Origin of the sequence: Streptomyces sp. NPDC018026 (genome assembly GCF_044327745.1) — a bacterium.
In the GTDB taxonomy this organism is placed as follows: Bacteria; Actinomycetota; Actinomycetes; order Streptomycetales; family Streptomycetaceae; genus Streptomyces; species Streptomyces rubrogriseus.
On record NZ_JBIRFY010000010.1, the window covers coordinates 188,152 to 213,013 of the forward strand.

At 73.0% G+C, this 24,862-nt stretch carries 21 protein-coding genes; 11 read left to right on the forward strand and 10 right to left on the reverse strand.

Annotated elements, in window-relative coordinates; genetic code table 11:
* The first annotated feature begins 142 nt into the window (after positions 1-142).
* The gene (locus ACH4D3_RS28440; RefSeq protein ID WP_385356479.1) at positions 143-1,312 is read left to right on the forward strand and encodes a lactate 2-monooxygenase; all 1,170 of its coding nucleotides are present in this window, start codon (positions 143-145) and stop codon (positions 1,310-1,312) included.
* Positions 1,313-1,359: 47 nt separating this feature from the next.
* Here the strand turns inward: ACH4D3_RS28440 and ACH4D3_RS28445 are convergent, their stop codons facing one another.
* The 3 genes from ACH4D3_RS28445 to ACH4D3_RS28455 all read right to left on the reverse strand — a co-directional run bounded on the left by ACH4D3_RS28445 (position 1,360) and on the right by ACH4D3_RS28455 (position 8,822).
* On the reverse strand, positions 1,360-2,967 hold the full coding sequence (locus tag ACH4D3_RS28445) for an RICIN domain-containing protein (RefSeq protein ID WP_398327588.1): 1,608 nt from the start codon (positions 2,965-2,967) through the stop codon (positions 1,360-1,362).
* A gap of 359 nt (positions 2,968-3,326) precedes the next feature.
* Positions 3,327-5,570 carry a cellulase gene (locus ACH4D3_RS28450; protein ID WP_398327591.1) on the reverse strand — a complete coding sequence of 748 codons (2,244 nt, stop codon included), beginning with the start codon at positions 5,568-5,570 and terminating at the stop codon, positions 3,327-3,329.
* Positions 5,571-5,735: 165 nt separating this feature from the next.
* Complete coding sequence (locus tag ACH4D3_RS28455; protein ID WP_398327594.1) at positions 5,736-8,822, reverse strand: glycoside hydrolase family 2 TIM barrel-domain containing protein; 3,087 nt, start codon at positions 8,820-8,822, stop codon at positions 5,736-5,738.
* A gap of 277 nt (positions 8,823-9,099) precedes the next feature.
* Between ACH4D3_RS28455 and ACH4D3_RS28460 the strand changes: the two genes are divergently transcribed.
* Positions 9,100-11,481, forward strand: coding sequence for a SpoIIE family protein phosphatase (locus tag ACH4D3_RS28460; RefSeq protein ID WP_398327597.1), 2,382 nt, complete (start codon positions 9,100-9,102; stop codon positions 11,479-11,481).
* 130 nt (positions 11,482-11,611) lie between these two features.
* Positions 11,612-12,277 carry a DUF4232 domain-containing protein gene (locus ACH4D3_RS28465; RefSeq protein ID WP_398327600.1) on the forward strand — a complete coding sequence of 222 codons (666 nt, stop codon included), beginning with the start codon at positions 11,612-11,614 and terminating at the stop codon, positions 12,275-12,277.
* 37 nt (positions 12,278-12,314) lie between these two features.
* On the opposite strand, the gene ACH4D3_RS28470 is transcribed toward ACH4D3_RS28465, so the two are convergent.
* The 3 genes from ACH4D3_RS28470 to ACH4D3_RS28480 form a co-directional block, all read right to left on the reverse strand.
* A complete protein-coding gene (locus tag ACH4D3_RS28470) occupies positions 12,315-13,283 on the reverse strand; it encodes an aldo/keto reductase (RefSeq protein WP_398327603.1) in 969 nt (322 codons plus the stop codon).
* A gap of 78 nt (positions 13,284-13,361) precedes the next feature.
* Positions 13,362-13,937: a flavoprotein gene (locus ACH4D3_RS28475; protein WP_398327606.1), complete on the reverse strand. Its 576-nt coding sequence runs from the start codon at positions 13,935-13,937 to the stop codon at positions 13,362-13,364.
* A 9-nt stretch (positions 13,938-13,946) separates the two neighbouring features.
* The gene (locus ACH4D3_RS28480; RefSeq protein WP_398327609.1) at positions 13,947-14,384 is read right to left on the reverse strand and encodes a nuclear transport factor 2 family protein; all 438 of its coding nucleotides are present in this window, start codon (positions 14,382-14,384) and stop codon (positions 13,947-13,949) included.
* Between the two features lie 96 nt (positions 14,385-14,480).
* Here ACH4D3_RS28480 and ACH4D3_RS28485 point away from each other — a divergent pair, with 96 nt between their 5' ends.
* Positions 14,481-15,059 (forward strand): TetR/AcrR family transcriptional regulator, encoded by a 579-nt coding sequence (locus tag ACH4D3_RS28485; protein WP_398327612.1) that lies wholly within the window; start codon positions 14,481-14,483, stop codon positions 15,057-15,059.
* Here the strand turns inward: ACH4D3_RS28485 and ACH4D3_RS28490 are convergent.
* Together ACH4D3_RS28490 and ACH4D3_RS28495 are read right to left on the reverse strand one after the other, a co-directional pair.
* Positions 15,034-15,234 carry a ferredoxin gene (locus ACH4D3_RS28490; RefSeq protein ID WP_115740476.1) on the reverse strand — a complete coding sequence of 67 codons (201 nt, stop codon included), beginning with the start codon at positions 15,232-15,234 and terminating at the stop codon, positions 15,034-15,036. The genes ACH4D3_RS28485 and ACH4D3_RS28490 overlap by 26 nt on opposite strands.
* A gap of 12 nt (positions 15,235-15,246) precedes the next feature.
* The gene (locus ACH4D3_RS28495) at positions 15,247-16,467 is read right to left on the reverse strand and encodes a cytochrome P450 (protein ID WP_398327616.1); all 1,221 of its coding nucleotides are present in this window, start codon (positions 16,465-16,467) and stop codon (positions 15,247-15,249) included.
* 310 nt (positions 16,468-16,777) lie between these two features.
* On the opposite strand from ACH4D3_RS28495, the gene ACH4D3_RS28500 reads away from it, so the two are divergent.
* The 3 genes from ACH4D3_RS28500 to ACH4D3_RS28510 all read left to right on the forward strand — a co-directional run bounded on the left by ACH4D3_RS28500 (position 16,778) and on the right by ACH4D3_RS28510 (position 18,969).
* Positions 16,778-17,227, forward strand: a complete 450-nt coding sequence (locus tag ACH4D3_RS28500; RefSeq protein WP_398327839.1) for a nitroreductase family deazaflavin-dependent oxidoreductase — start codon at positions 16,778-16,780, stop codon at positions 17,225-17,227.
* A 359-nt stretch (positions 17,228-17,586) separates the two neighbouring features.
* Positions 17,587-18,612 (forward strand): glutathione S-transferase family protein, encoded by a 1,026-nt coding sequence (locus ACH4D3_RS28505; RefSeq protein WP_398327619.1) that lies wholly within the window; start codon positions 17,587-17,589, stop codon positions 18,610-18,612.
* Positions 18,613-18,660: 48 nt separating this feature from the next.
* The gene (locus ACH4D3_RS28510; RefSeq protein ID WP_398327622.1) at positions 18,661-18,969 is read left to right on the forward strand and encodes a DUF4235 domain-containing protein; all 309 of its coding nucleotides are present in this window, start codon (positions 18,661-18,663) and stop codon (positions 18,967-18,969) included.
* Between the two features lie 20 nt (positions 18,970-18,989).
* Here the strand turns inward: ACH4D3_RS28510 and ACH4D3_RS28515 are convergent, their stop codons facing one another.
* Positions 18,990-19,385, reverse strand: a complete 396-nt coding sequence (locus ACH4D3_RS28515; protein ID WP_398327624.1) for a VOC family protein — start codon at positions 19,383-19,385, stop codon at positions 18,990-18,992.
* Between the two features lie 209 nt (positions 19,386-19,594).
* On the opposite strand from ACH4D3_RS28515, the gene ACH4D3_RS28520 reads away from it, so the two are divergent.
* Both ACH4D3_RS28520 and ACH4D3_RS28525 read left to right on the forward strand, forming a co-directional pair.
* A complete protein-coding gene (locus ACH4D3_RS28520; protein WP_398327627.1) occupies positions 19,595-20,536 on the forward strand; it encodes an NADP-dependent oxidoreductase in 942 nt (313 codons plus the stop codon).
* 203 nt (positions 20,537-20,739) lie between these two features.
* Entirely contained in the window at positions 20,740-21,126 is a 387-nt protein-coding gene (locus ACH4D3_RS28525) for an anti-sigma factor antagonist (protein WP_398327630.1), read from the forward strand.
* On the opposite strand, the gene ACH4D3_RS28530 is transcribed toward ACH4D3_RS28525, so the two are convergent.
* Entirely contained in the window at positions 21,092-22,045 is a 954-nt protein-coding gene (locus ACH4D3_RS28530) for a ribose-phosphate diphosphokinase (protein ID WP_398327633.1), read from the reverse strand. The two genes, ACH4D3_RS28525 and ACH4D3_RS28530, sit on opposite strands and share 35 nt — an antisense overlap.
* A gap of 199 nt (positions 22,046-22,244) precedes the next feature.
* On the opposite strand from ACH4D3_RS28530, the gene otr(A) reads away from it, so the two are divergent.
* Both otr(A) and ACH4D3_RS28540 read left to right on the forward strand, forming a co-directional pair.
* Positions 22,245-24,173 carry a tetracycline resistance ribosomal protection protein Otr(A) gene (gene otr(A), locus ACH4D3_RS28535; RefSeq protein WP_398327636.1) on the forward strand — a complete coding sequence of 643 codons (1,929 nt, stop codon included), beginning with the start codon at positions 22,245-22,247 and terminating at the stop codon, positions 24,171-24,173.
* A complete protein-coding gene (locus ACH4D3_RS28540; protein WP_398327639.1) occupies positions 24,170-24,853 on the forward strand; it encodes a DUF4230 domain-containing protein in 684 nt (227 codons plus the stop codon). Before otr(A) ends, ACH4D3_RS28540 begins: the two co-directional genes overlap by 4 nt.
* Positions 24,854-24,862 lie beyond the last annotated feature (9 nt).

Here is a 24,862-nt window from a genome sequence, read left to right on the forward strand (position 1 = left end):
TGGCCGAATGGCATGATCCGCACCTCCGGCAATAGGCCTGAAACACCCCCGGAACAGGCCCGTCGACCCTGACCGCCACCCCTGGCATACCCGCGGGTATGGTGCCGGCAGCGCGAGCTCGACGACGAGAGGCGGATCCGGGATGCCGAAGCACTGGGCGGACTTCCAGTACGAGATCTATCTGAACGGCATGACGGGCGCGGTCCCGCGGCTGCCCACCGACCTGACCCGGCTGGAGGAGCTCACCGAGCGGCGCCTGGGGCCCGGCCCCTTCGGATACGTGGCGGGCAGCGCGGGCGACGGCAGCACCGCCCGCGCCAACCGGGCGGCGCTGGCCAGGCGCCGGATCGTCCCGCGCATGCTGCGGGACGTGCACGAACGCGACCTGCGGGTCGAGGTGCTGGGCCGTGCCCTGCCCGCCCCGCTGGCGCTCGCGCCGGTCGGGGTGCTGTCGATCATGCATCCGGAGGCGGAACCCGCCGCCGCCCGGGCCGCCGCCGCCCAGGGCGTGCCGTACATCCTCTCCTCCGCCTCCAGCACGCCCATGGAGGAGGTCGCCGAGGCGATGGGCGACGCCGAGCGCTGGTTCCAGCTGTACTGGCCGCGGGACCGCGAGGTGGCGCGCAGCTTCCTGGACCGGGCCCGGGCGGCCGGGTACACGGCGCTGTTCGTCACGCTGGACACGCCGCTGCTGTCCTGGCGGCCGCGCGACCTCGACCAGGCGTACCTGCCGTTCCTGCACGGGGTGGGCACCGCCAACTACTTCTCGGACCCGGCCTTCCGGGCCGGGCTGGCCAAGCCGGTGCACGAGGACCCGAACGCGGCGGTGATGCATTTCGTCGGCATGTTCTCCGATCCGGCCAAGTCCTGGCCCGACCTGGCGTTCCTGCGGGAGAACTGGGACGGTCCGATCGTCCTCAAGGGCGTCCTGCACCCGGACGACGCCCGGCTCGCCGCCGACGCCGGGATGGACGGCGTGGTCGTCTCCAACCACGGGGGCCGTCAGGTGGCCGGTTCGGTCGCGGCGGCCGACGCCCTGCCGCGCGTGGTGGAGGCGGTCGGCGACCGGCTGACCGTGCTGTTCGACAGCGGTGTGCGCACCGGCGACGACGTCTTCAAGGCGCTCGCGCTCGGGGCCCGTGCGGTGCTCCTGGGCCGTCCCTACGTCTACGGGCTCGGCCTGGACGGCCAGGCCGGTGTCGAACACGTGATCCGCTGCCTGCTCGCCGAACTGGACCTCACCCTGGCCCTGTCCGGGCACGCCTCACCGGCCACCCCGGGGCCCGCGGACCTGGTGGAGGACCCGGTGTGAGGGACGGTGACACCGCCCCTCCGCACCGCCCCTCCGCACCGCCCTCCTCAGTCGCCGGACAGCTCCACGGCCCGCGCCCCCGGGGCGTCGGTACGGGCGATCGACAAGGAGCCCTCCGCCGTCGGGACCGGGTCGGTGCGCCAGCGCTGGTCCTCGGAGCCGTCGTGCACCTTGACGACGATGTCGGCGTCCGGGGCACGGGTGGTGGCGGCGAGCGCGAGCAGTTTCTGCCCGCGCGGCACCAGTTCGCCGCGGCCGGTCAGCTCGTAGCGGACGTCCTCGCCCCGCTCGGTTCCCTCGTCGGCGCAGGTACCGAGAATGACGACTCCGGCGTCCGCCCGCGAGTCCAGACACAGCCCCGGGTCCGCGACGCTGCGCAGCAGTCCGTCGTCCTCGTAGGTCCACTGCTGGGTCCCCGCCTCGGAGCACTCCGCCAGCCGGGCGCCCGCCCCGGCCTTCGGCTCGCCCCGGACGTCGAGACACAGGTCGGCGGCCACGTTGCGCAGCCGTGTGCGGTCCGCCGAGGTGGGCATCCCGGCCGCGTCGGGAGGTTTCGGACGGCTCGTGGCGGACGTCTCGCCGTCGCCCCCGGCCGCGCTGGTGGAGGCGGCCGGATCGGCGCCGCCGCCGTCGTAGGACCACACGCTGACCACGAGCACGATGGCCAGCACCCCGGCGGAGGCGGCGCCCAACTGCCGGAGCACCGACCGGCCGGAGCGCGGGCGGCCCGGCACCCGGCGCACGGGCACGGGGATCCTGGCCAGCAGCCCGGTGCGGGAGCCGCGGTGCCGGGCGGCGCCCTTGGCCAGCGCGCCCAGCGTCGCGCGCGCCGGACGGGAGTCCAGATAGCGCCGGGCGCCCCAGCCGAGCACGGCCTCGGCGATCAGCGTGCCCAACTCCCGCTCGAAGTGACCGAGTTGGTCGGCCGCGTGCCGGCAGTGACGGCAGTCCGCCAGATGCTTGCGGACGTCCGGCAGCAGGGCACCGCCCCGGCGAATCGGGACGTCGAGCAGTCGGCTGTGGAAGCGGCACTCCTGGCTCGGCGCGAGCTGCCGGTGGGCGTGCAGACATCCCTCGCGGAATTTCTCACGCGCCTGTTCGAGAGTTGCCGACGCGGTGTCGGTGTCCATGCCCAGCAGACCGGCCGGGACACTTATGGACTCTCCTTCGACCTCCGTGTGCCACAGCAAACAACGGGCCGGTCCGGGAAGAGAGGCAAATGCCCGGGCCGCCAACGTGCGGTTTTCCGGAGTCAGGGACTTCGCCGCCCGCATACCCCGTCCCCCGGCGGGTTTGAGCAACTGCGGCAGAGCGCCGGATATCGCGTCGTCGCCCGACCACTGGCGGACGGTGTCGCGCACGGCCACCAGCAGTCGGGGGCGCAGCGCGGTGGCCGGCTCGCCCTCGGCCAGGCGGGCCAGCACCCGGTGCCAGGCCGCGGCGGTGACCATGGCGGTGACCTGGGCCGAGGTGGCCAGGCAGATGGTCGCGTAGTCGTGTGCCGGCTGCCAGTGGCGGGCCATCAGCAGCGCGGCGATCCGGGCGGCCTCGTTCTCCGGGCCGTCCCGGAGCCGGGCGGCCAGCATCTCGTCGGACTCCCCGGGATCCCCGCCGGAAGGCGGGTGGGCGGGCCGAGGGGGGTGGGGGGTGGGCACTGAGATGTTTCCTTCCCACGCGCAGGTGACTCAGAAGTTCCGATCGCCGAAAAGGACCCACGGATTGGTGTGTACCTCTTGGGCGGAGCGCGGGAGGCGTGAATTCGCCATGGCGAAATCGGACCCGGCCCGTCAAAGCGCGTGCGAGACCCGGCCTTTACCCCCCGCACGGGTGCTTCACTCTCGCACAAACCACTCATGGTCAACAAGGCGACCGGGCAACATCGGCCGCCTTTGAAAGAAGGTCAGAATCCCCGGCATGCCATGATCCCCGACATGCCGAGAGGGCCGCACCGGCTTTCCGCATTCTCCCGCGGAAGCGGTGCGGCCCTCGGAGGCAGGGCGCAGGGGTCAGCCGGTCATCCCTGGTCCGCCACGAAGGAGGCCATCCGGGCCAGCGCGGCGTTCCAGTTGATCGTGTGCTCGTTGGTCGACCAGGACTGGATGTCGTCGATGAAGCAGAACTGGCCGACGCAGCCCTGGAGTTTGCTCTGCGCGTAGGGGTCCTGGATGCTCGAGTTCGGACCGCCGGACAGGGTGCCGTCGGGCGGCGCTGGCAGGGCGGGGTCGAGCTGGTGGGCGTACCAGCGGCTGTGCTGGTTGTGCGCGTTGACCTCGCCGTATCCCGTGACGTACGACATGTTCAGGGCGTTGCGGCCCAGGATGTAGTCCATGCTCTGGACGGCGCCGTCACGGTACTTGGAGCCGCCGGTGATGTCGTAGGCGGTGGCGAGGACGACCGCGTTGTTCAGGATCTGGTGGCTGGAGCCCCAGTCGTACACGTTGCCCTCGGGGGCGTAGGGCATGCCGTACGGATGGGCCTTCAGCGTGGCCAGGTAGCCGTCGGCGCCCCGGACGACGGAGCGGCGGACGTGGTCGCGGCCGGGGAGCCGGCTGGGGACGGTCGCCAGGTCGAGGCGGGCGGCGGCCGCGGTGCGCGCCCAGTCGAATCCGATCGGGCCGAAGATGTCGGCGGTGTGGACCGGGGAGTTCAGCACGTGGTCCCTGAAGTCCCGCTCCCCCGTCGTCAGGTACAGCTCGGCCGCGGCCCAGTAGAACTCGTCGGCGACCTCGTTGTCGGGGTAGGCGCCGCCGCCGATGCCGTCGCTCTCGTCGGCGAGCAGGTCCGGGTGGGCGAGTGCGGCGGTCCAGGCGGTGCGGGCCGCGTCGAGCGCCTTCGCGGCGAACTCCCGGTCGTAGGGGCGGTACAGGCGGGCGGCCTGCGCGGCCGTCGCCGCCAGGTTGAGGGTCGCCGCGGTGGTCGGCGGGTGCAGTTCGCGCTTCTGCGGGTCGTCGCTGGGCAGCAGCGGCAGCCCGGTCCACTGCTCGTCATGGATCTTGTGGTGCGCCATCCCGGCCAGTGGCTGTCCCTCCGGCACCTGCATCTTCAGCAGGAAGTCCAGCTCCCAGCGGGCCTCGTCGAGGATGTCCGGCACCCTGTTGCCGCTCTCGGGGATGTCGAGCGAGCCGTCGCCCAGCTTGCGGGGCTCCCCCGTGCGGGCGTGCAGCGAGCGCTCGTAGGTGCTGAGCAGCTCCCAGGTGGAGATGCCTCCGTTGACGACGTACTTGCCGTGGTCGCCCGCGTCGTACCAGCCGCCGGAGACGTCGAGGGTGTAGTCGCACACACCGGGTTGGCAGGGCACCTCGGTGTCGCCCTGGTTGGGTGCCGTGCCCATGTGTCCGGCCGGGCGGCCGTAGCCCGGGCGCAGTTCGTCGCTGATGGCGACGCCGCTGCGCTGTGTGTAGTAGTACTTCGCCGAGTCCAGGCGCAGCCGTTCGTAGGCGGCGGTGCCGATGTCGAAGGGGCGGCTGGTCTCGCCGTCGGCGACCAGGGTGTAGCCCTCGCCGCGCTTCTTGTAGCGGCCGAAGTCGATGGAGTGGACGTTCTGCCCGGAGGAGGCGTCGACGCCGCGCGGCTCGCTCCAGCCGTGGGCGACGACCCGTCCGCCGTCGTTCTTCAGCTGCCAGCGCAGGCGCGAGGTCGCGTCGGTGACGAGGGTGGCGTTCTTCGGCCCCGACGGCAGGTAGGCGACCTGGTTCACCCGCACCCGCGGCCCGGTGTCCGGCACGTACGGCTCCGGTGCCACGCCGCCCAGCAGGGACACGTCGTCCACGCAGAACCGCCAGGCGTCGGGCGTGCCGCCGAGCTGGAAGCCGACCTGGCCCTGGGCGGTGTCGACCGGCGAGGTGAAGGTGTACGAGTAGGTGTTGCCCGAGACGCTCAGCTGCGGGCTGACCTCGAAGTAGGTGTCGTACGGGGACACCGAGAGGCCGACGATCGCCCGGACCACGTGGTCGGCGGGCGTACCGGTGGCGGTGAAGGAGAACTTGTACGACTCCCCCGCGACCAGGGTGACGTCGTTCTGGCCGAGGGCCGCGTCCCAGCGGTTGGTGGTGCCGCCGGGGGCGTCGGCGCACAGCCGGCCGTCGGTCACGGCGCCGGTGACGTTGCTGCTCGTCCACCAGGAGTCGGTGCCGTTGTCGAAGGTGCCGTTCCTGACCTGCTCGGTCTCCTCGGCGCCGGCCGGGGCGGCGGGCAGCGCGGTGACGGCCGCCGCCAGCAGGGCCGTCAGGGAGACGAGCGCGGTTCTGCGTCTTTTCACGTCCGGGCTCCTCGGGGGAGGTGGCGCTCGCCGGGAATGGGAGCGCTCCCAAATGCGGTCGCAGGACATGCTTGTGGCAGACATGACATGCCGTCAACGGTCCGGACGGGACCGGTTTTTCCGACCGGTTCCCGTCCGGACCGCGCGGTCCGTGGGTACGGCGGTTCAGGCGGCGGGTGCCTCCAGACGGCTGACCCGGACCGCTCCCCGTGCCTCGCCGGGGTGACGGCTGGTCAGCGTGAGGCGGATCCGGGACCCGCGCAGCGGACGGAAGCCGATGACCGTGGGCGCGTCGGAGGCGGTGGCCCACTCGGTCCGCACCTCCGTGGCCGCACGCCAGGCACGGCCGTCCCAGACTGCGACCTCGACGGCCGTGGGCAGGCTGTGCCCGTCGTCCACGGTGAAGGAGACCTCGACCCGGTCGTAGGTGCGCGTGCGCCCGTGGTCGACCGAGATCCAGTCCTCGGCGCGGGCCCCGTCGAAGGCGGGCAGCAGGGCGGTGGCCGCCTTGTGGAAGCCGTTGGACCACCCGGTGGCCGGGTCGCCGTCGAGCACGGCGGCGGGGAGCGTGTCGGGCCGGCCCGAATAACTCGCGTCCGCGTGCGGGTGCTCCACGGGCGCCGGGTGCCCGGGGCGGAACTCCGGGGCCGGTGTGGTCGCCGGGTCCGGGGCCCGCCGGGCCCGCACCGCCGCCGCGTCCGTGCGCAGGCCGTCCGCACGCGCGGTCACGCGTACCGTGCCCGGCCGGGTGCCGGACCGGACGATCGCGAGCGCCTTGCCGTGGAAGGCGGTGCGGGTGCTCGCCTGGTAGCGCTCGGCGCTCTCCTGGCGGCCGTTGTCGACTCCGGCGAGCGAGCCGCCCGCCACGTCGAAGGAGATCAGGTGCTCGGCGCCGGGCACCACCACGCCGTGCCGGTCGACCACCTCGGCGGTCACGAAGACCAGGGAGCGGCCGTCCGCGTCGACGGACTCGCGGTCCGGGGTGAGGCGCAGGGCGTGCGGCGCCCGGGCGGTGCGCAGGACGTCGGTGGCCACCGTCCTGCCGCCGCGCCGGGCGACGGCCTTCAGCTCTCCGGCCTCGAAGGGCACCCTCCAGGTCAGGTGCAGTTTGCCCGCGCTGCCGTTCGGACTCGTGTAGCTGCCGGGGTAGGGGCCGTCGGTGAAGGTCTTGTCGTCGCCGGTGGCCTCGGTGGTCTCCAGGTAGGTCCGGCCGTCGACGGTCTTCTTGGTGTCGAAGCGGCGGGTGCCGAGCGACCTGCCGTTCAGGTACAGCTCGACGGTGTCGACGTTGGTGTAGGCCCAGACCTCGACGGTGTCGCCCTCGCGGTGGTTCCACGTCGTCGGCAGCAGGTGGACCATCGGCTCGTCCGTCCACTGGCTTCGGAACAGGTGGTACATGTCCTTCGGGAAACCGGCTGTGTCGACCGCGCCGAAGAAGGACGCCTTCACCGGGAAGACGTCGTACGGCGTGGGCTCCCCGATGTAGTCGATGCCGGACCACAGGAACTGCCCGGCGAACCACTTGCGGTCCCGGTCCTTCTTGTGCCCGTACTCGCCGCTCATCGTCCAGGAGGCGAGGTTGTTGTCGTAGGACGAGGTGGCCCGCCCGCCCGGGGTGTGGTTCTCGCCGGTGTTCAGGTGTTCCGGCTCCTGGTAGGTGCCGCGGGTGGAGGTCTCGGAGGACGACTCGGACTCGAAGAGGAACAGGTGCGGGTAGACCGCGTGCAGGTCGTCCACCGACTTGGCGGTGTTGTAGTTGAGGCCGAGCCCGTCCAGCTTGGCCAGCATCAGGTCGGCCGCGGAGCCCTTGGCGGGCAGCCGGCGGTATTTGTCGGAGCCGATGATCAGCGGGCGGGTGGCGTCGGCGGCGCGGATCGCCTCGATGACCCGGTCGGCCATGGCGAGTCCGGCGGTGGCGGTGGAGTCGGGGACCTCGTTGCCGATGGACCACATGACGACGGCGGGCGAGTTGCGGGCCGCGAGCACCATCTCGGTGGCGTCCCGCTCGCACCACTCGTCGAAGAACCGTCCGTAGTCGTAGCGGTTCTTGCCGGTGCGCCAGCAGTCGAAGGCCTCCACCAGCATGATGATGCCCATCTCCTCGCAGACCTCGATCATCTCGGGCGAGGGCGGGTTGTGGGAGGTGCGGAAGGCGTTGACGCCCATCGACTTCATGAGGGCCATCTGGCGGCGGATCGCGTCGGCGCTGACGGCGGCGCCGAGCGCGCCGAGGTCGTGGTGCAGGTCGACGCCCTTGATCTTGGCGTACCTGCCGTTGAGGTGGAAGCCCTCCTCCGGGTCGACGTGGAAGGTGCGGATGCCGAACGGGGTGCGGTACGTGTCCACGGTCCGGCCGCCCACGCGCAGTTCGGTGTGCAGGGTGTAGCGGTGCGGGTTCGCGAAGTCCCACAGCCGGGGGCGTGCGACGGTGAGTTCATGGGTCTCGGACGCCGCGTCGGTGACGTCCACGGTGGAGGCGGTGCGGGCCACGGTGCGGCCGTCCGCGTCCCGCACCGCCGACCGGATCTCGACCTCGCGCGCGGCACCCGCGGCGTTCACCACCGAGGTCCGGACCCGGACCACGGCGCTCTCCCCGTCCACCCGCGGCGTGGTGACGTACGTGCCCCAGCGGCGTACGTGCACCGGCTCGGTGACGACCAGCCGGGCCTCGCGGTAGATGCCGCTGCCGGAGTACCAGCGGCTGCTGGGCAGTTGGTTGCGCACCCGCACCGCGAGGACGTTCTCGGTGCGGCCGTCGGTGTGCACCAGGTCGGTGAGGTCGAGGGCGAAGCCGGTGTAGCCGTAGGGGTGGTGGCCGACCTCCCGGCCGTTGCAGTGGACGCGGGAGTCCATGTAGACGCCGTCGAACTCGACCGAGATCCGCTTCCCGGCGAGGGCGGGCGGCAGCGTGAAGGCGAGGCGGTACCAGCCGAGACCACCCGGCAGGAAGCCGGTGCCGCTGGTGGTGCCGTGCTCGGTGGTGGGCGCCTGCTCGATGCTCCAGTCGTGCGGGACGGCGACCTCGCGCCACGCCGAGTCGTTGTGGGCGGGGTCGGCGGCGTCCGTGACGTCCTCGGCCGCACCGTCGGGGTCGATCAGCCGGAAGCGCCAGCCGTCCCGCAGGGCGACGGTGCTGCGGCCCGCCGAGCCGCCGGTCGCGTCCGCGGCCCACGCCGACGGGGCGGCGAGCGCCATCCCGGCCGCGGGCGTGGCGGCGGAGGCGATCAGAACCGATCTGCGCGTGACCGTCATGACGGATCTCCCTCATCAGAACTCATCGAGGCTCATCGGAAATCAGAAGTACTCACAAGCGATCGTGAACAAACAGATTCTGACGTTGAGCCATACGCGCCCGTCAAGGCCGCGGAAAGCACTTTCTGTCCTGTGCCGCCCGGACCGGACCGATGACACGCGGGGCGGTCGGGCATCGTGCGCACGGTGAGTACGGGTCGCGCGGCGCCCGAACCCACTAGGCTGGAAACAAGGTGACGCGCTGATCACCGTGAGTGTGCGCAATGGAGTGGCGACGATGAGTCCGGTCAACCCGTTCGACGATGCCGCCACGGCCCGCGCCGTCGTCGACGGCTCCGGCACCCTGGTCGAGTGGAACGAGGGGGCCCGCCTGCTGCTCGGCCACCGTGCCGCCGAGGTCGTGGGGCGCCCCGCCGCCGACCTGCTCGCGGGCGACCTGGACGGCGCACCGCCGGGGAGCGACGACGCACAGTGGTGCGGCACCCTGGACCTGCGCCACCGCGACGGACACACCGTGTCGGCGTGGGTGCTCGCGCACCGCAGACCGGCGGCCGACGGCGCCCCGGTCACCTGGCTCGCCGTCTCCCCCCTGGACCCCGGCCCCGAACCGGAGGACGACCCGCTGGTCAGAGCCGCGCTCGCCCAGGCTCCCTGCGCCATGATGATCTTCGACGACCGCCTCCTGCTGCGCGGGGTCAACAACGCCATGGCGCGGCTGCTGGGGCTCCCGTCCGATCGCGTGCGCGGTCTGCGGCCCACCGACTTCAGCATCCAGCCGCAGGACGCGGAACTGGAACGCCGGATGCGGCGCGTGCTGGCCTCCGGCCGCCGGTACGACCTGCAGACCCATCTCAAGGCGGGGGGCGAGAGCCGGGCCCACGCGTGGAACGCCCGGATCGCGCCGCTGACCGACGCCGACGGCCGGGTGTGCGGCGTGTGCGTGAGCGTCCACGACTTCACGGAGCAGCACCGCGCCCGCGAGCGGCTGCAACTGGTCAACGAGGCCAGCGTGCGCATCGGCACCACCCTCGACGTCACCCGTACGGCCGAGGAGCTGGCGGACGTGTGCGTCCCGCCGCTGGCCGACTTCGTCAGCGTCGACCTGCTGGACCCGCACGAGCACGGCGGTGAACCCGCCACCCTGGTCGAACCACCGGTCGGTCTGCGCCGCACCGCGCACCGGTCGATCACCGGTGACCTCCCGCCGGCGGTGGCCGAGACCGGACAGCTGGACGTCTATCCGGCCGGCTCCCCCCAGGCCGAGTGCCTGCTCTCCGGGCAGGTGATCGTGGCCTCGCAGGCCTACGGCGACCTGGAGCGCTGGCTCCAGTGGGACCCCGCCCGGCTGCGGCGGGTGAAGGAGTACGGCATCCACTCCACGATGTCGGTGCCGCTCCAGGCCCGCGGCACCACCCTCGGCGTCGCGGTCTTCACCCGGTTCCGGCGTCCCGACCCGTTCACGCACGACGACGTGCTGCTGGCCGAGGAGGTCAGTGCCCGCGCCGCCGTCTGCATCGACAACGCCCGCCGCTACTCCCGCGAGCGCGAGGCCACGCTGACCCTGCAGCGCAGTCTGCTCCCCCGGTGGCTGCCGCCCACCGCCGCGGTGCAGGCGGCCTCCCGCTACCTTCCCGCGGCCCGCTCGGGCGTCGGCGGCGACTGGTTCGACGTCATCCCCCTGTCCGGGATGCGGGTCGCCATGGTGGTCGGGGACGTCGTCGGCCACGGCATCCCGGCCTCGGCCACGATGGGCCGGCTGCGCACCGCCGTCCGCACCCTCGCCGACATCGACCTGACGCCCGAGGAGCTGCTCACCCACCTGGACGACCTGGTCGTCCGGCTGTCCGAGGAGTCCGGCGACGACCGGGCCGGCGAGGTCGGCGCGACGTGTCTGTACGTGGTGTACGACCCGGTGTCGCGGCACTGCTCCATGGCCCGGGCCGGACATCCGGCGCCCGTCCTGGTCCCGCCGGACGGTCCGCCGGAGCTGGTCGAGCTGCCCTCCGGGCCACCGCTGGGCGTGGGCGGACTGCCCTTCGAGTCGGCCGAGCTGGAGCTGCGCGAGGGCAGCGTGCTGGCGCTGTACACCGACGGACTGGTCGAGAGCCGGGACCGGGACACCGACACCGGCCAGGCGCTGCTGCGCGAGGCGCTGGCCGCCCCCGCCGACTCCCTGGACACCGTCTGCGACCGGGTGCTGCACCGCCTCCTCCCGTCGGGCAGCGCCGCCGACGACGTGGCGCTGCTGCTGGCCCGGACCCGGGGGCTGCCCGCCGGGCAGGTCGCCACCTGGGACATCCCCGCCGACCCCGCGCTGGTCGCCCCGGTGCGCAAGCAGGTTCTGGACCAGCTCTCCGACTGGAACCTGCTGGAGGCGACCTTCACCGCCGAGCTGGTCGTGAGCGAGCTGGTCACCAACGCCATCCGGTACGGCTCCCCGCCGATCCGGCTCCGGCTGATCCACGACACGGCCACCCTGATCTGCGAGGTCTCCGACACCAGTCACACCGCGCCGCACCTGCGCCGGGCCAGGACCTGGGACGAGGGCGGGCGCGGTCTGCTCCTGGTGGCTCAGCTCACCCAGCGCTGGGGCAGCCGGCACACGGCCGAGGGCAAGACGATCTGGGCGGAGCTGGGGCTGCTCGACGACGAGGCGTGAGCCCCGCGCCCCGATGCGGAGTGCGCCCCCTCGTTTCCCGGGCCGCAGCGCGGGACACTCGCAGTACGGGGGCCTGCGGTGCCGGTCGCGCCGTGGCCGCGGGCGAGTCCGACGGGAGTGTGGAGAAACGATGGCGAACACGTCCCAGCCGCTGCGCCAAACGGCCCTGCTCGCGAGCGGCGTCGCGCTGCTCGGCCTGCTGACCGCGTGCGGCACCGAGAGCGGCACGTCGAGCGGCACCCCGCGGCCCAGCGAGGCCGCCCGCACGGCCGTCGCGGACTCGGGCGGCGGCACCCCGACGTCCGGCGGGAGCGCACCGGCGGTCGGCGCCGCACCCACCGACACCGCGGGCTCGGCCTCCGCGTCGGCCCGCACCGACGGCCGCTGCCACACCGCCGAACTGCGGGCCGACGTCGGCCGCGTGGACCCGGGGGCCGGCCAGCGCAACTTCCCCGTCGTGCTGACCAACACCTCCGACCGCACCTGCACGGTGTACGGCTATCCGGGCGCCGCCTTCGTGGACGCGTCCGGCAAGCAGCTCGGTCCGGACCCCGAGTGCGCGCCCGGCTCCCCCGGTACGGTCACGCTGACGCCGGGCGAGAGCGCGTGGGCCGGGCTGTCGTTCTCCAGTCCGCAGATCAGCGGCGCGCGCACGGCCACCCCGGCGGCGCTGCTCGTCACCCCGCCGGACGAGCGGGAGCCGTTGAAGGTGACGTGGACGGCCGGCGAGGTCCCGGTCGGCGGCAACGCGTCGTCGGTGTCCGTCACCGCCCTGGACGCGGGCACCGGCCCCTGAGGCACGGCACCGGCGCCCGGGGGTGCCGGTCCCCCGCTCAGTGACCGGCGATCGGGTGCGGCGCGTAGGGCCGCTCCAGCTCCTCGATCTCCTTCTCGCTCAGCGCGAGTTCGACCGCCGCCACGGCGTCCTCGAGGTGGCCCGGCCTGGAGGCGCCGACGATCGGCGCGGTCACCGTGTCCTGGTGCAGCAGCCAGGCCAGGGCCACCTGGGCGCGCGGGACGCCGCGCTCCTGGGCGATGCGGGTGACGGCCTCCACCACGGCGCGGTCGCCCTCCTGGTACAGGGTGCTGCCGAAGTCGTCGGTGGCGCTGCGCCCGGTGGCGGTGTCCCAGTCGCGGGTGAGGCGGCCGCGGGCGAGCGGGCTCCAGGGCAGCACGCCGACGCCCTGGTCCGCGCAGAGGGGCAGCATCTCGCGCTCCTCCTCGCGGTAGACCAGGTTGTAGTGGTTCTGCATGGACACGAACGGGGTCCAGCCGTGCCGCTCGGCGGTGTACTGCATCTTGGAGAACTGCCAGGCGTACATCGAACTGGCCCCGATGTAACGAACCTTGCCCGCCTTCACCAGGTCGTGCAGCGCCTCCATCGTCTCCTCGACGGGGGTGTGCGGGTCGAAGCGGTGGATCTGGTAGAGGTCCACGTAGTCCGTGCCCAGGCGCCGCAGGCTGTGGTCGATCTCGGTCATGACCGCCTTGCGGGACAGTCCCGCGCCGTTCGGCCCGGGGCGCATCCGGCCGTTCACCTTGGTCGCGAGCACGATGTCGTCGCGGCGGGCGAAGTCGGCCAGCGCCTTGCCGACGATCTCCTCGCTGGTGCCGTCGGAGTACACGTTGGCGGTGTCGAAGAAGGTGACGCCGGCCTCCAGCGCCTGCCGGATCAGCGGACGCGAGGCTGCCTCGTCGAGGGTCCACTCGTGCGTGCCGCGGTCGGGCACGCCGTAGGTCATGCAGCCCAGGCAGATCCGCGACACGTCCAGACCCGTCGAACCGAGCTTCACGTACTGCATCGTTGCTGCTCCTGTCCTCGCCGATCATCGCTACCGGGGCGAGCGTACGTCTTCGCGCGGGCCCGGGCCCCGGCCGGGTCAGCGCCCTTGGATCAGGTCCAGGGCCTGTTCCCAGCCGAACTCCGGACGGCCGCCGCCCTGCGCGGCGTCCCCGGCGTCACCGGCGTCCCCGGTGTTCCCGGCGTGCGGGTCGCCGAAGCGCACCCCCATCCCGCGCAGCCGGGCCAGGCTCTCCCGGTAGGCGGGGTGGGAGGCCAGCGCCTCGCCCACGCACGGCAGGACGGCGACGGGGACCCCCAGGCCGCTCGCCTCGCACAGGGTGGCCACGGCGAGGGTGTCGGCCAGGCCCGCGGCCCACTTGTTGATGGTGTTGAAGGTGGCCGGAGCGACCACGACGGCGTCGGGCGCCGGAAAGGGCCGCGGATCGCCGGGAGTCCGCCAGGCCGAGCGGATCGGGCGGCCGGTCCGTGCCTCGACGGCGTCCGTGTCGAAGAAGCCGCCCATGGCGACCGGTGTCGCTATGACCCCGACCTCCCAGCCGCGCCCCCGCGCCGCGTCGATCAGCCCGACCACGCCTTCGGCCACGCCCGCGGCGCAGACGACGACGTAGAGGAAGGGTCGGGCGGCCTTGCCGCTTCCAGCCTGTTCGCTCACCCCCGAACCCTACTGGGCGGGCCTGGGGCCGAAGATGCGCCGGTCGCCCTCCTCGATGGGCACGTCGTTGATGCTCGCCTCGCGCCGGGTCATCAGGCCGTGCTCGTCGAACTCCCACAGCTCGTTGCCGTAGGAGCGCCACCACTGGCCGTCCGCGTCCTGGGACTCGTACCGGAAGCGGACGGCGATGCGGTTGCCGTCGAAGGCCCACAGGTCCTTGCGCAGCGCGTACTGCCGCTCGCGCTCCCACTTGGCGGTCAGGAACTCGACGATGGCGGCGCGGCCGGTGAAGAAGGCGTCGCGGTTGCGCCAGACCGAGTCCTCGGAGTACGCGAGGGCGACCTTGTGCGGGTCGCGGGTGTTCCAGGCGTCCTCGGCGGCCCGCACCTTGCGTTCGGCGGTCTCCCGGGTGAACGGCGGCAGGGGCGGCCGGTCGGTCGTCGTCATGGCTGAACCTCCAGGGGCAGCAGTGGAGAACGAGCGTTCTCCACTGGACTGCTACCGTAGGAGAACGCACGTTCTCCGGTCAAGGAAGAGGTCCCCATGGACAGCGAGGTCGCCCGGGAGCGGGCGCTGGACGCGGCGGGGGGGCTCTTCTACGCGCGGGGCGTGCGGGCGGTGGGCATGGACGAGGTCCGCGGTGCCTCCGGCGTCTCGCTCAAGCGCCTCTACCAGCTCTTCCCGGCCAAGGAACAGCTCGTGGTGGCCTGTCTGGACCGGCGCGACGTGCGCTGGCGGGGGCGGCTGGCCGAGTACGTCGACCGGTACGAGGAGCCCGGCGCGCGCGTCCTGGCCGTGTTCGACTGGCTCGGCGTGTGGTTCGCGGAGCCGGGTTTCCGCGGCTGCGCCTGGATCAACGCCTACGGCGAACTCGGCCCCGCCTCACCCGCCGTGGCGGAGCGGGTGCGGGCGCACAAGGCGGCGTTCCGCGCCTTCCTCGACACTCTGGTGGCCGGCGCGGCGCTGCCCGCCGCGCTGGGCGGGCAGCTGTTCCTGCTGGCGGAGGGCGCCATGGTGACGGCGGGCGTGACGGGCGATGCCGAGCCCGCGCGTCAGGCACGGGAGGCGGCACGGGTGCTGCTGGGCGCGGCCGGGGTCAGCCGACCCGCTCCGAAACGGTGATCGCGCCGACGGGGCAGGCGCGGGCCGCCTCCCGGACCAGCGCGCTGCCGCCGCCGTCCTCCCGGCCGGGCCTGAGCGTGCTGTAGCCGTCGTCGTCCTGGGTGAAGACGCCGGGGGCGGTCAGGGCGCACTGGCCCGCGCCGATGCAGGTGTCCTTGTCGATGCCGATACGCATGCCGGGAGCCTCCTACCAGGCCACGGGGAGTTCCAGCATCCCCTGGATGGTGTCGCCGGGTTTGAAGGGGATCTCGTCCGCCGGGATCGCCAGACGCAGCGTGGGCAGCCGGCCGAAGAGGCTCTCAAGAGCGATCTCCAGTTCGGCGCGGGCCAGGTTCTGACCGAGGCACTGGTGGATGCCGAACCCGAAGGCGACGTGGTGGCGGGCGGGGCGGTGCCAGTCGAGGGCGTCCGGTTCGGGGTAGACGCTCTCGTCGCGGTTGATGACGGAGGTGGAGAAGACGACCCCGTCGCCGGCCCGGATGGTCTGCCCGTCCACGTCGATGTCCTCGGTGGCCATCCGCAGCAGCCCGTCGGCGATCGACAGGACGCGCATCAGCTCCTCCACGGCGCCGGGCAGCAGCGCGGGATCCGCACGCAGTTCGGCCAGCCGCCCGGGGTTGGTCAGGAGGGTGTAGGTGCCCAGCGAGATCATGTTGGCGGTGGTCTCGTGGCCCGCGACCAGGAGGATCACCGCGAAGGCGATCAGCTGCTCGCGGTCGCTCACGCCCTCGCTCGCCTGTCGCCGGACCAGGTCGTCCAGCAGGCCCTCGCCGGGCTCCCGCCGCTTGCGGTCGACCAGCTCCCCCAGGTACGCCTCCAGTCGGTCGCGGGCGTCCCTGGTGTCGGCGGGCAGCGGGCCGCGCAGCAGCCGGCGGGACTGCTCCTCGAAGAACTCGTGGTCGGCGTAGGGGACGCCGAGCAGCGCGCAGATCACCATCGAGGGCACGGGCAGCGCGAAGGCCGTCACCAGGTCGGCGGGCGGGCCCTGCGCGATCATCGCGTCGAGCCGTTCGCCGACGATCCGCCGGATGCTCGGACGCAGTGCGGCGGCGCGCTTCAGGGTGAACTCCGGGAGCACCATCCTGCGCTGGACGCGGTGCTCGGGGTCGTCCACGCCGAGCAGGGCGGTCCTGCGCTCGCGTACGGCGGCCAGGCGCGCCGACGTGGCGGGGAAGCCGTCGCGGGTGCGGTCGGTCGACAGGCGCTGGTCGGCCAGCAGCCGGCGCGCGACGGCGTGCCCGGTCACCAGCCAGGCGGGGCGGCCGTCGAAGAGCGTGATCCGGGCCAGTGGACGGGCGGCGCGCAGCGGGTCGTAGGCGGCGGGCGGGTGGTAGGGACAGGTCCGGTCCTGCGGGAAGGCGACGGGGGGCGCCGGGTGGGTGTTCGTCGTCGTGTCGGTGTCCGTCATGGAAGACCTCGCAGACGAGGAGTGCGTCCGATCGATCTTCATTAGATGCCTGGGGCACCTATGGGGCGACGGCAAGTTCGGCCAGATCGGTGGCGGAGGCAGACTGGCCGGGGAACACCGCTCCAGGGGTGGTAGGACCCTTCCGTGCCGTTCTCCGCCGCGCCGCGCGTGGCGTGATCGCGGCCTCCCGCGGCCCCGGTCGCGCCCCGTGGCTGGCCGAGCGGCACGGGGTCCGGGGGGCGGAATGCGGTAAGGATGGGAACGCGCCGGTCCGCCGGCCCCACATCACGACGAACACGGACGGATGCACATGCCTCTAGACGGCGAGTACGAACCCAGCCCGACGCAGTGGGTGCGCGAACAGGTCGAGCGGTACGAGAGCTCGGGCGGCACCGAGGGCACGACGCTGATGGACACCGGTCTGCCCGTGATCGTGCTGACCACCCGGGGTGCGCGCAGCGGCAAGCTGCGCAAGACGCCGCTGATGCGCGTCGAGCACGAGGGCAGCTATGCCGTGGTCGCCTCCCTGGGCGGGGCGCCCAAGCACCCCGTCTGGTACTTCAACGTGAAGGCCGAGCCCCGGGTGGAGCTCCAGGACGGTCCGGTGAAGCAGGACATGACGGCGCGTGAGATCACCGGCGCGGAGAAGGCCCAGTGGTGGGAGCGCGCCGTCGCGGCGTTTCCGTCGTACGCCGACTACCAGAAGAAGACGGAACGGGAGATCCCCGTCTTCGTCCTGGAGCCCTCCCACGCGGGCTGAACCGGGCGCGCGCGAGATTCCCGGACCGGCGTGCATGGGCCGGCGGGTTCCGGGAACACGTCGTTCAGGCCCCGCCGCGTTCCCCCGTCGCGGCGGGGCTTTCCGCCGCCTCTTATGCCCTCGGCGACGACCGTGCGCAGCGCCTCGGCGCCCGCGACGAACCCGCCGACCGCCTTGGCGGACGCGGCGCACACCCCGCCTTGCGGGTGGCCGCCAGTGCCGACCGGCGAAAACGGGGAACGCCTCTACAAGGGACCGGTTCGAGGGCGCACGGCCGGTCCGGGACACGGACGCACCAACGCACGGACGCACGGACGCACGGAGCAACCGACTCGGACGGCGGGAAGGCAGGCAGGGGCATGAGCGGTGACGACGGGACGCCCGGGAACAGCGGCTACGGGAAGAAGGCGTTCAAACGGTCCCGGAGCCACTTCGCGGACCGGATCACGGCGGACGGCCGGGACGGCTGGCCGGTGGAGCCCGGCCGCTACCGCCTGGTGGTGAGCCGCGCCTGTCCGTGGGCGAGCCGGGCCCTGGTCTCCCGGCGGCTGCTCGGTCTGGAGGACGCCCTGTCCCTGGCGGTCGCCGACCCGATCCAGGACGACCGCAGCTGGCGGTTCACGCTGGACCCGGACGGCCGCGACCCGGTCCTCGGCATCCGCTACCTCAGCGAGGCCTACGACCGGCGGGAGACCGGCTACCCGGGCGGGGTGAGCGTGCCCGCGGTCGTGGACGTGCCCAGCGGGGTGCTCGTCACCAACGACTACCAGCAGATCACCCTCGACCTGGCGACCGAGTGGACCGCGCTGCACCGGCCGGGCGCGCCCGACCTGTACCCGCGGGCCCTGCGCGACGAGATCGACGAGGTGATGGCGGGCGTCTACGAGGACGTCAACAACGGGGTGTACCGGGCGGGCTTCGCCACCGGCCAGGAGGAGTACGAGGCGGCGTGCGCCGGTGTGTTCCGGCGGCTGGAGCAGTTGACGCCCCGACTGGAACGGCAGCGCTACCTGGTCGGGGACACGATCACGGAGGCGGACATCCGGCTGTTCACCACGCTGGTCCGCTTCGACGCCGTCTACCACGGGCACTTCAAGTGCAACCGCTGGAAGCTGACGGAGAACCCGGTGCTGTGGGCATACGTCCGGGATCTGTTCCAGACGCCCGGATTCGGGGACACCGTCGACTTCGACCACATCAAGCGCCACTACTACCAGGTGCACACCGGCATCAACCCGACCGGCATCGTGCCCCTGGGCCCGGACCTGGCCGGCTGGCTCACGCCCCACCACCGGCAGGAGCTGGGCGGGCGGCCGTTCGGCGAGGGCACCGCGCCGGGGCCGGCCCGGGCCGAGGAGGAGGTACCGGCGCGGGGCAGGCCCTGATCCGGGATCCGTACGACCATTCAGCGCACACCAGGCAAGGAGATTCCCATGGCGAAGACGGCGAAGAAAAAGAAGAAGAAGCTCCCCCTCGCCTACAAGCCCGTCGGGTTCGCGCTCGGCTGGCTGGGCGGCACGCTGGCCGGAATGACGTTCCAGAAGACCTGGAAGGTGATCCGGCACGAGGACGACGCGCCCGACGCCCTCGACCCGGACCGCGGCTGGGGCGAGATCCTGCTGGCGGCCGCGATCCAGGGCGCCATCTTCGCCGCGGTGCGCAGCGCCGTGGACCGTACGGGCGCCAAGGCCATCCAGCGCTCGACCGGTTCCTGGCCGGTCCCCGCGACGGGCCGGGACTGACCCGCGCCGCCCGGCGCCCCCTAACCCCGCTTGGGTGCCGTCGGTGCGAGGGTCCGGCGGAGCGTGAAGGAGTGGCCGGCCGGGTCGGAGAAGCCGCGCTCCTCGTGCGGGCCGGCCGGGTCCTTCGCCTCCACCGGACGTCCGCCGAGCCCCACGATCGCGCGCTCCGCCTCGTCCAGGTCGGCCACCACGAAGTCCAGGTGGACCTGGAGGGAGTTCTCCGGGCGCGGCCAGCTGGGCGGGGTGGCGTTCCCGTCCCGCCGGAAGGCCATGCGGAAACCGCGGGGGCCCTCGATCTCGATCCGGTTGGCGCTCACGTCGCTCTCCTCCGCGCCCAGCAGGCCCTTGTAGAACTCGGCGAGCCGCTCGGGTTCGGCGCAGTCGAGCACCACGACGCCCGCGTTGACCAGTGCCATGTCTCCTCCGAAGGATTCCGGGCGCGGGGCGTCGTGCCCCCTGCCCTGTACCTTGCGGATATCCCGGCCCGGCGGAAACAGTCGGCGGGCGGCCACCGGCCGGTAGGGTCGCGGACCGAGCCACCCTCTCCCTCTCCTCCCTTCCCCTCTCTTCCCTCTCCTCCCTCAACTACCTCCCCTCTCCGCCCCTCCCGAGTTGCGAGGTCTCGATGAACACCATGCGCGCCATCGGACAGGACGTCCTCGGCGGTCCCGAGGTCCTGAAGGAGGTGCGGCCCGAACGCCCCGAGCCGCGCCCGAACGAGGTGCTGGTACGGGTGCGTGCCGCCGGGGTGAACCCGACCGACTGGAAGCACCGGGCGACCGGCGGCTTCCTCGGCGAACCGCCCTTCGTGCTGGGCTGGGACGTGTCGGGCGTGGTGGAGTCGGTGGGGATCGGCGTAGCCGCGTTCCGGCCCGGTGACGAGGTCTTCGGCATGCTGTCCTACCCCTTCGGCCATGGTTCCCACGCCGAGTACGTCACCGCCCCGGCGCGCACCTTCACGCCCAAGCCGTCCGGGATCGACCACGTCCAGGCCGGCGCCCTGCCCCTGGTCTCGCTGACGGCGTGGCAGGCCCTGGTGGAGCGCGCCGAGGTGCGGCCGGGCCAGCGGGTGCTCGTCCACGCGGCGGCCGGTGGTGTGGGCCATGTGGCGGTGCAGATCGCCAAGGCACGGGGCGCCCAGGTGATCGGCACGGCCAGCGCCGGCAAGCACGAGTTCCTGCGCTCCCTCGGGGCGGACGAGACCGTCGACTACCGGGAGACGGATTTCGCCGAGGCCGTGAAGGACGTCGACGTCGTCCTGGACACGATCGGCGGCGAGACGTCACTGCGGTCCCTGCGGGTGCTGCGGCCGGGCGGGGTGGTGGTCTCGATCCTGCCGGTCGGGTCGGACGACTTCTACGAGGAGGCCGACCGGCTGGGCGTACGGGCGGTGCGGATGCTGGTCGACGCCGACCGGGCCGGTATGGAGGAGATCGCCCGCCTGGTCGAGGCGGGACGGTTGCGCGCCACGATCGCGCAGACGTTCCCGCTGGCCGAAGCGGCGCGGGCGCACGCCCTGGGCGAGACCGGCCGCACCACGGGCAAGCTCGTCCTTGAGGTCGACTGAGCGGTCCACCGGGGACGGTCACCCCCTGACCGGCGGACGGTCATCCCTGACCGGAGGACGCTCGCACGGCTCCGAGATTTCGGTGACATATGTCAATCGAACATGCTCAAACTCGCTCGATCGGGGTAACTTTCCGAGCGGATTGGGTAGTTGAGCCCCCGGAAGCAGGCCGGAAAGGCCGCGACAGGCTGGAGGCAAGGTTCGTGCGGCAGGAATCCGCGTCGCCCACCCGGCACCTACGGGTGCGCCACCACCGGGGACACACGGTGCTGGAGTTCCGGGGCGAGATCGACATCGCCTCGGTGGCGGAGATCGCCCCGTACCTGGACCGGGAGACGGGCCGTCCCGGCGCCCGGGTCGTCCTGGACCTCGGCGGCATCGAGTTCTTCGACTGCTCCGGGCTGCGCCTGCTGTACCGGGCCCGCAGCCAGGTACTCGACGGGGGCGGGCAGGTGCGCCTGGTGTGCACCCACGCGCTGACCCTGCGCATGCTGCGGATCACCGGCCTGGCGCGGCTGCTGCCGCCGTGGCCGACCCTGGACGAGGCCCTCGGCGTCAGCCGGCCGGCCGGGCGTCGAACAGGGCGCTGACCGACTCGCCGTTGTGGATGCGGCGCACCGCCTCGGCGAGCGCCGGCGCGATGGACAGGATCCGCAGCTTGTCCGTGTGGTCGTCCACCGGCACCGGCACGGTGTTGGTGCACACGATCTCCAGCACGTCCGGCTGCTCGCTCAGCCGCCCCAGCGCACCGGCCGCGAACAGCCCGTGCGTGCAGGCGAGGCGGATGGTGCGCGGGCCCGACTCCCGGAGCCGGTCGAGGAGTTCCAGCACCGTGCTGCCCTTGGCGATCTCGTCGTCGAGCACGATGACGTCCCGTCCCGCGACGTCCCCGATCACCGAGCTGATGCTGACCCGGTCGTCCGCGTACCGCTGCTTCGCCCCGGCCGCCACCTGGGCGCCGAGCATCCGGGCGAACGCCGCGGCCTCCTTGGCGTTGCCCAGGTCCGGCGAGACGACGGTCGCGCGGGAGAGGTCGTACTGCCGGAAGTGCGCGGCCAGTTCCCGCAGCGCGTGCAGGTGGTCGACCGGGACCGAGAAGAAGCCGTGCACCTGGGGCGAGTGCAGGGTCATGGCGAGGACCCGGCTCGCCCCCGCCGCCACCAGCAGGTCGGCCACCAGGCGCCCGCCCAGCGAGATGCGCGGGGCGTCCTTCTTGTCGGAGCGGGCGTAGGAGTAGTGCGGCATGACCACCGTGATGCGGCCGGCCGACGCCCCGCGGGCCGCGTCGCACATCAGCAGCAGCTCGACGAGGTGCTCCTGGACCGGTGTGACCAGCGGCTGGACGAGGAACACGTCGCGCTCGCGGCAGTTCGCCATCAGCTGGACCTCCAGGCAGTCGTTGGCGAACCGGCTGACCCGGGTGGGGCTGAGCGGCACGCCCAGCTGCGCGCAGACCTCCTCGGCCAGGTCGGGGTGGGCACTACCGCTGAACACGGCGATGTCTCGCACGACCGCTCCTCGCGTGATCCTGTCCGGCCGGGATCACCAGCTTACGGAAATCCTGTTGCGTCGCGCCCGGGGCGCCGGGCCATGATGGCGCCGTCCGTACTCCCTTGGCCCGCCTCACGTCAGGATCCCCGCATGCGCCGACTCCTCGGATTCCCCCAGCGCCCCTTCCGGCCCACGGCTCCCGAGGACTCCTGCACGCATGCGCACCCTGAACATCGGCATTCTGGCCCACGTCGACGCGGGTAAGACCAGCCTCACCGAACGGCTCCTGTTCGACCACGGCGCCGTCGACCGGCTCGGCAGCGTCGACGCCGGCGACACCCGTACGGACGACGGCGGCATCGAGCGCCGCCGCGGCATCACCATCCGCTCCGCCGTCGCCGCGTTCACCGTCGGCGACACGCGCGTCAACCTGATCGACACCCCGGGACACTCCGACTTCGTCGCGGAGGTCGAGCGGGCCCTGGAGGTGCTCGACGGCGCGGTGCTGCTGCTGTCCGCCGTCGAGGGCGTCCAGGCGCGGACCCGCGTCCTGATGCGCACCCTGCGGCGGCTGCGGCTGCCCACGCTCGTGTTCGTCAACAAGATCGACCGGGCCGGCGCGCGCACCGACGCGCTGCTCGGTGACGTCCGGCGCCTGCTGACGCCGCACGTCGCGCCGCTGACCGAGGTGACGGACGCCGGTACGCCGCGCGCCCGGGTCACCCGCCGCCCGCCCGACGGGCGGACCGCGGAAGGGCTCGCCGAGGTCGACCCGGAGATCCTGGCCGCGCTGGTCGACGGCCCCGAGCCGACCGGGCAGGACGTGGCCCGCGCCCTCGCCGCCCGTACCGCCGACGGCTCGTTCCACCCGCTGTACCACGGCTCCGCGCTCGGCGGACAGGGCGTCGCGGAGCTGGTCGAGGGCCTGCTCGGCCTGGTCCCGGCGACCACGCCGGGCACGTCCGGCGGCACGGAACCGTGCGGCACGGTCTTCGCCGTGCGCCGCGGACCCGCCGGTGAGCGCACCGCGTACCTCAGGCTGTACGGCGGCGAGGTGCGCCCGCGCCGGCGGCTCACCTTCCTGCGGCGCGAGTCCGACGGGCGGACCACCGAGGTCTCCGGCCGGGTGACCCGCCTCGACGTCGTCGGCGGCGACGCCACGCTCACCGCCGGGAACATCGCCGCGCTCACCGTCCCCGGGGGCCTGCGCGTGGGCGACCGGCTCGGCGCATCGACCGACCGCGCACCGCAGTTCGCGCCACCGACCCTGCAGACGCTGGTCCGGGCCCGGCACCCGGAGCAGGCGGCGCCGCTGCGCTCCGCGCTGCTGGCGCTGGCCGACCAGGATCCGCTGCTGCACGCCCGTCCGGCGGCGTCCGGCGCCACCGCCCTGCTCCTGTACGGCGAGGTCCAGATGGAGGTGCTCGCGGCGACACTGGCCGAGGACTTCGGGATCGAGGCGGAGTTCACGCCGGGCCGCGTCCGGTTCCTGGAGCGTCCGGCGGGCACCGGTGAGGCCGCGGAGGAGATGCCGTGGCTCGACCACACCCGGTACTTCGCGACGATCGGGCTGCGCGTCGAGCCGGGTCCGCGCGGCTCCGGCGGGGCCTTCGGGTACGAGACGGAACTCGGCGCGCTCCCCCGGGCCTTCCACCAGGCCGTCGAGGAGACCGTGCACGCCACGCTGCGGACCGGGCTCACCGGGGCGGCGGTGACCGACTACCGGGTCACGCTGGTCCGCTCCGGCTTCAGCTCGGTGTTCAGCACGGCCGCCGACTTCCGCGGGCTGACAGCGCTGGTGCTGCGCCGTGCCCTGGCCCGGGCCGGGACCGTGCTCCACGAGCCGTACCAGGCCTTCGAGGCGGAGGTCCCGGCGGACACGCTGGCCGCCGTGACGGCCCTGCTGGCCTCGCTGGGCGCGGACTTCACCGGAACGACGGGGGGCGATCCGGCCTGGATCGTCACCGGCGAGCTGCCGGCCCGGCGGGCTCGGGAGGCCGAGCTGCGGCTGCCGGGACTGACGCGCGGGGAGGCGGTCTGGTCCTCGCGCCCGTGCGAGGACCGTCCGCTGAAGCGCGGAACATCCGTGTCTGGCACGGGAGTCGGGGGGCATTCGGGTGAGTGGGAAGGAGGGCTGTTGCCATGACGACTCCCGTCAGGAAGCCCACGAGCCCCGCCGAGACGCCCGCGCGGCGCATACCCGGCTGGGCGAAGGCGCTGACCGCGCTGGTGCTGGTGCTCGTCGTGCTGTTCGCGGGGCTGCGCCTGAGTGTCGTACCGGGGCTGAAGGACCTGTTCGGCTCCGAGACCCGGGACCGTTCGGGTCCCGCGCTGCTGAAGTCCGTCCAGGACATCAGCCGTTACGACGCCGCATCCGGCAACTTCCAGGTCGTCGTGGACCTGGAGAAGGACGCCAGGTTCCTGCCCGACGCGATCCGCGGCACCCGCACTCTGTACGTCGGGGCCGGCACCGTCGACGCCTTCGTCGACCTCGGGAAGGTGGACGAGGAGGACGTGACGGTCGACGGCGCGCGGACCTCGGCCACGCTCCGGCTGCCGCACGCCGCGCTGGGCGAACCGGCGCTCGACCCCGGCCGTTCCTACGCGGTCTCCAAGCAGCGCGGGCTGCTCGACCGGCTCGGCGACCTGTTCTCGGACAACCCGAACGGCGAGCAGGCCGTGCAGAAGCTCGCGGCCCGGCACATCGGCGACGCGGCGAAGGACAGTGAGCTGAAGGCGCGGGCCGAGAGCAACACCACCGCCATGCTCCGGGGACTGCTGACCTCCCTCGGCTTCGAGGAGGTACGGGTGACGTACGGGGTCTAGGCCCGGGTC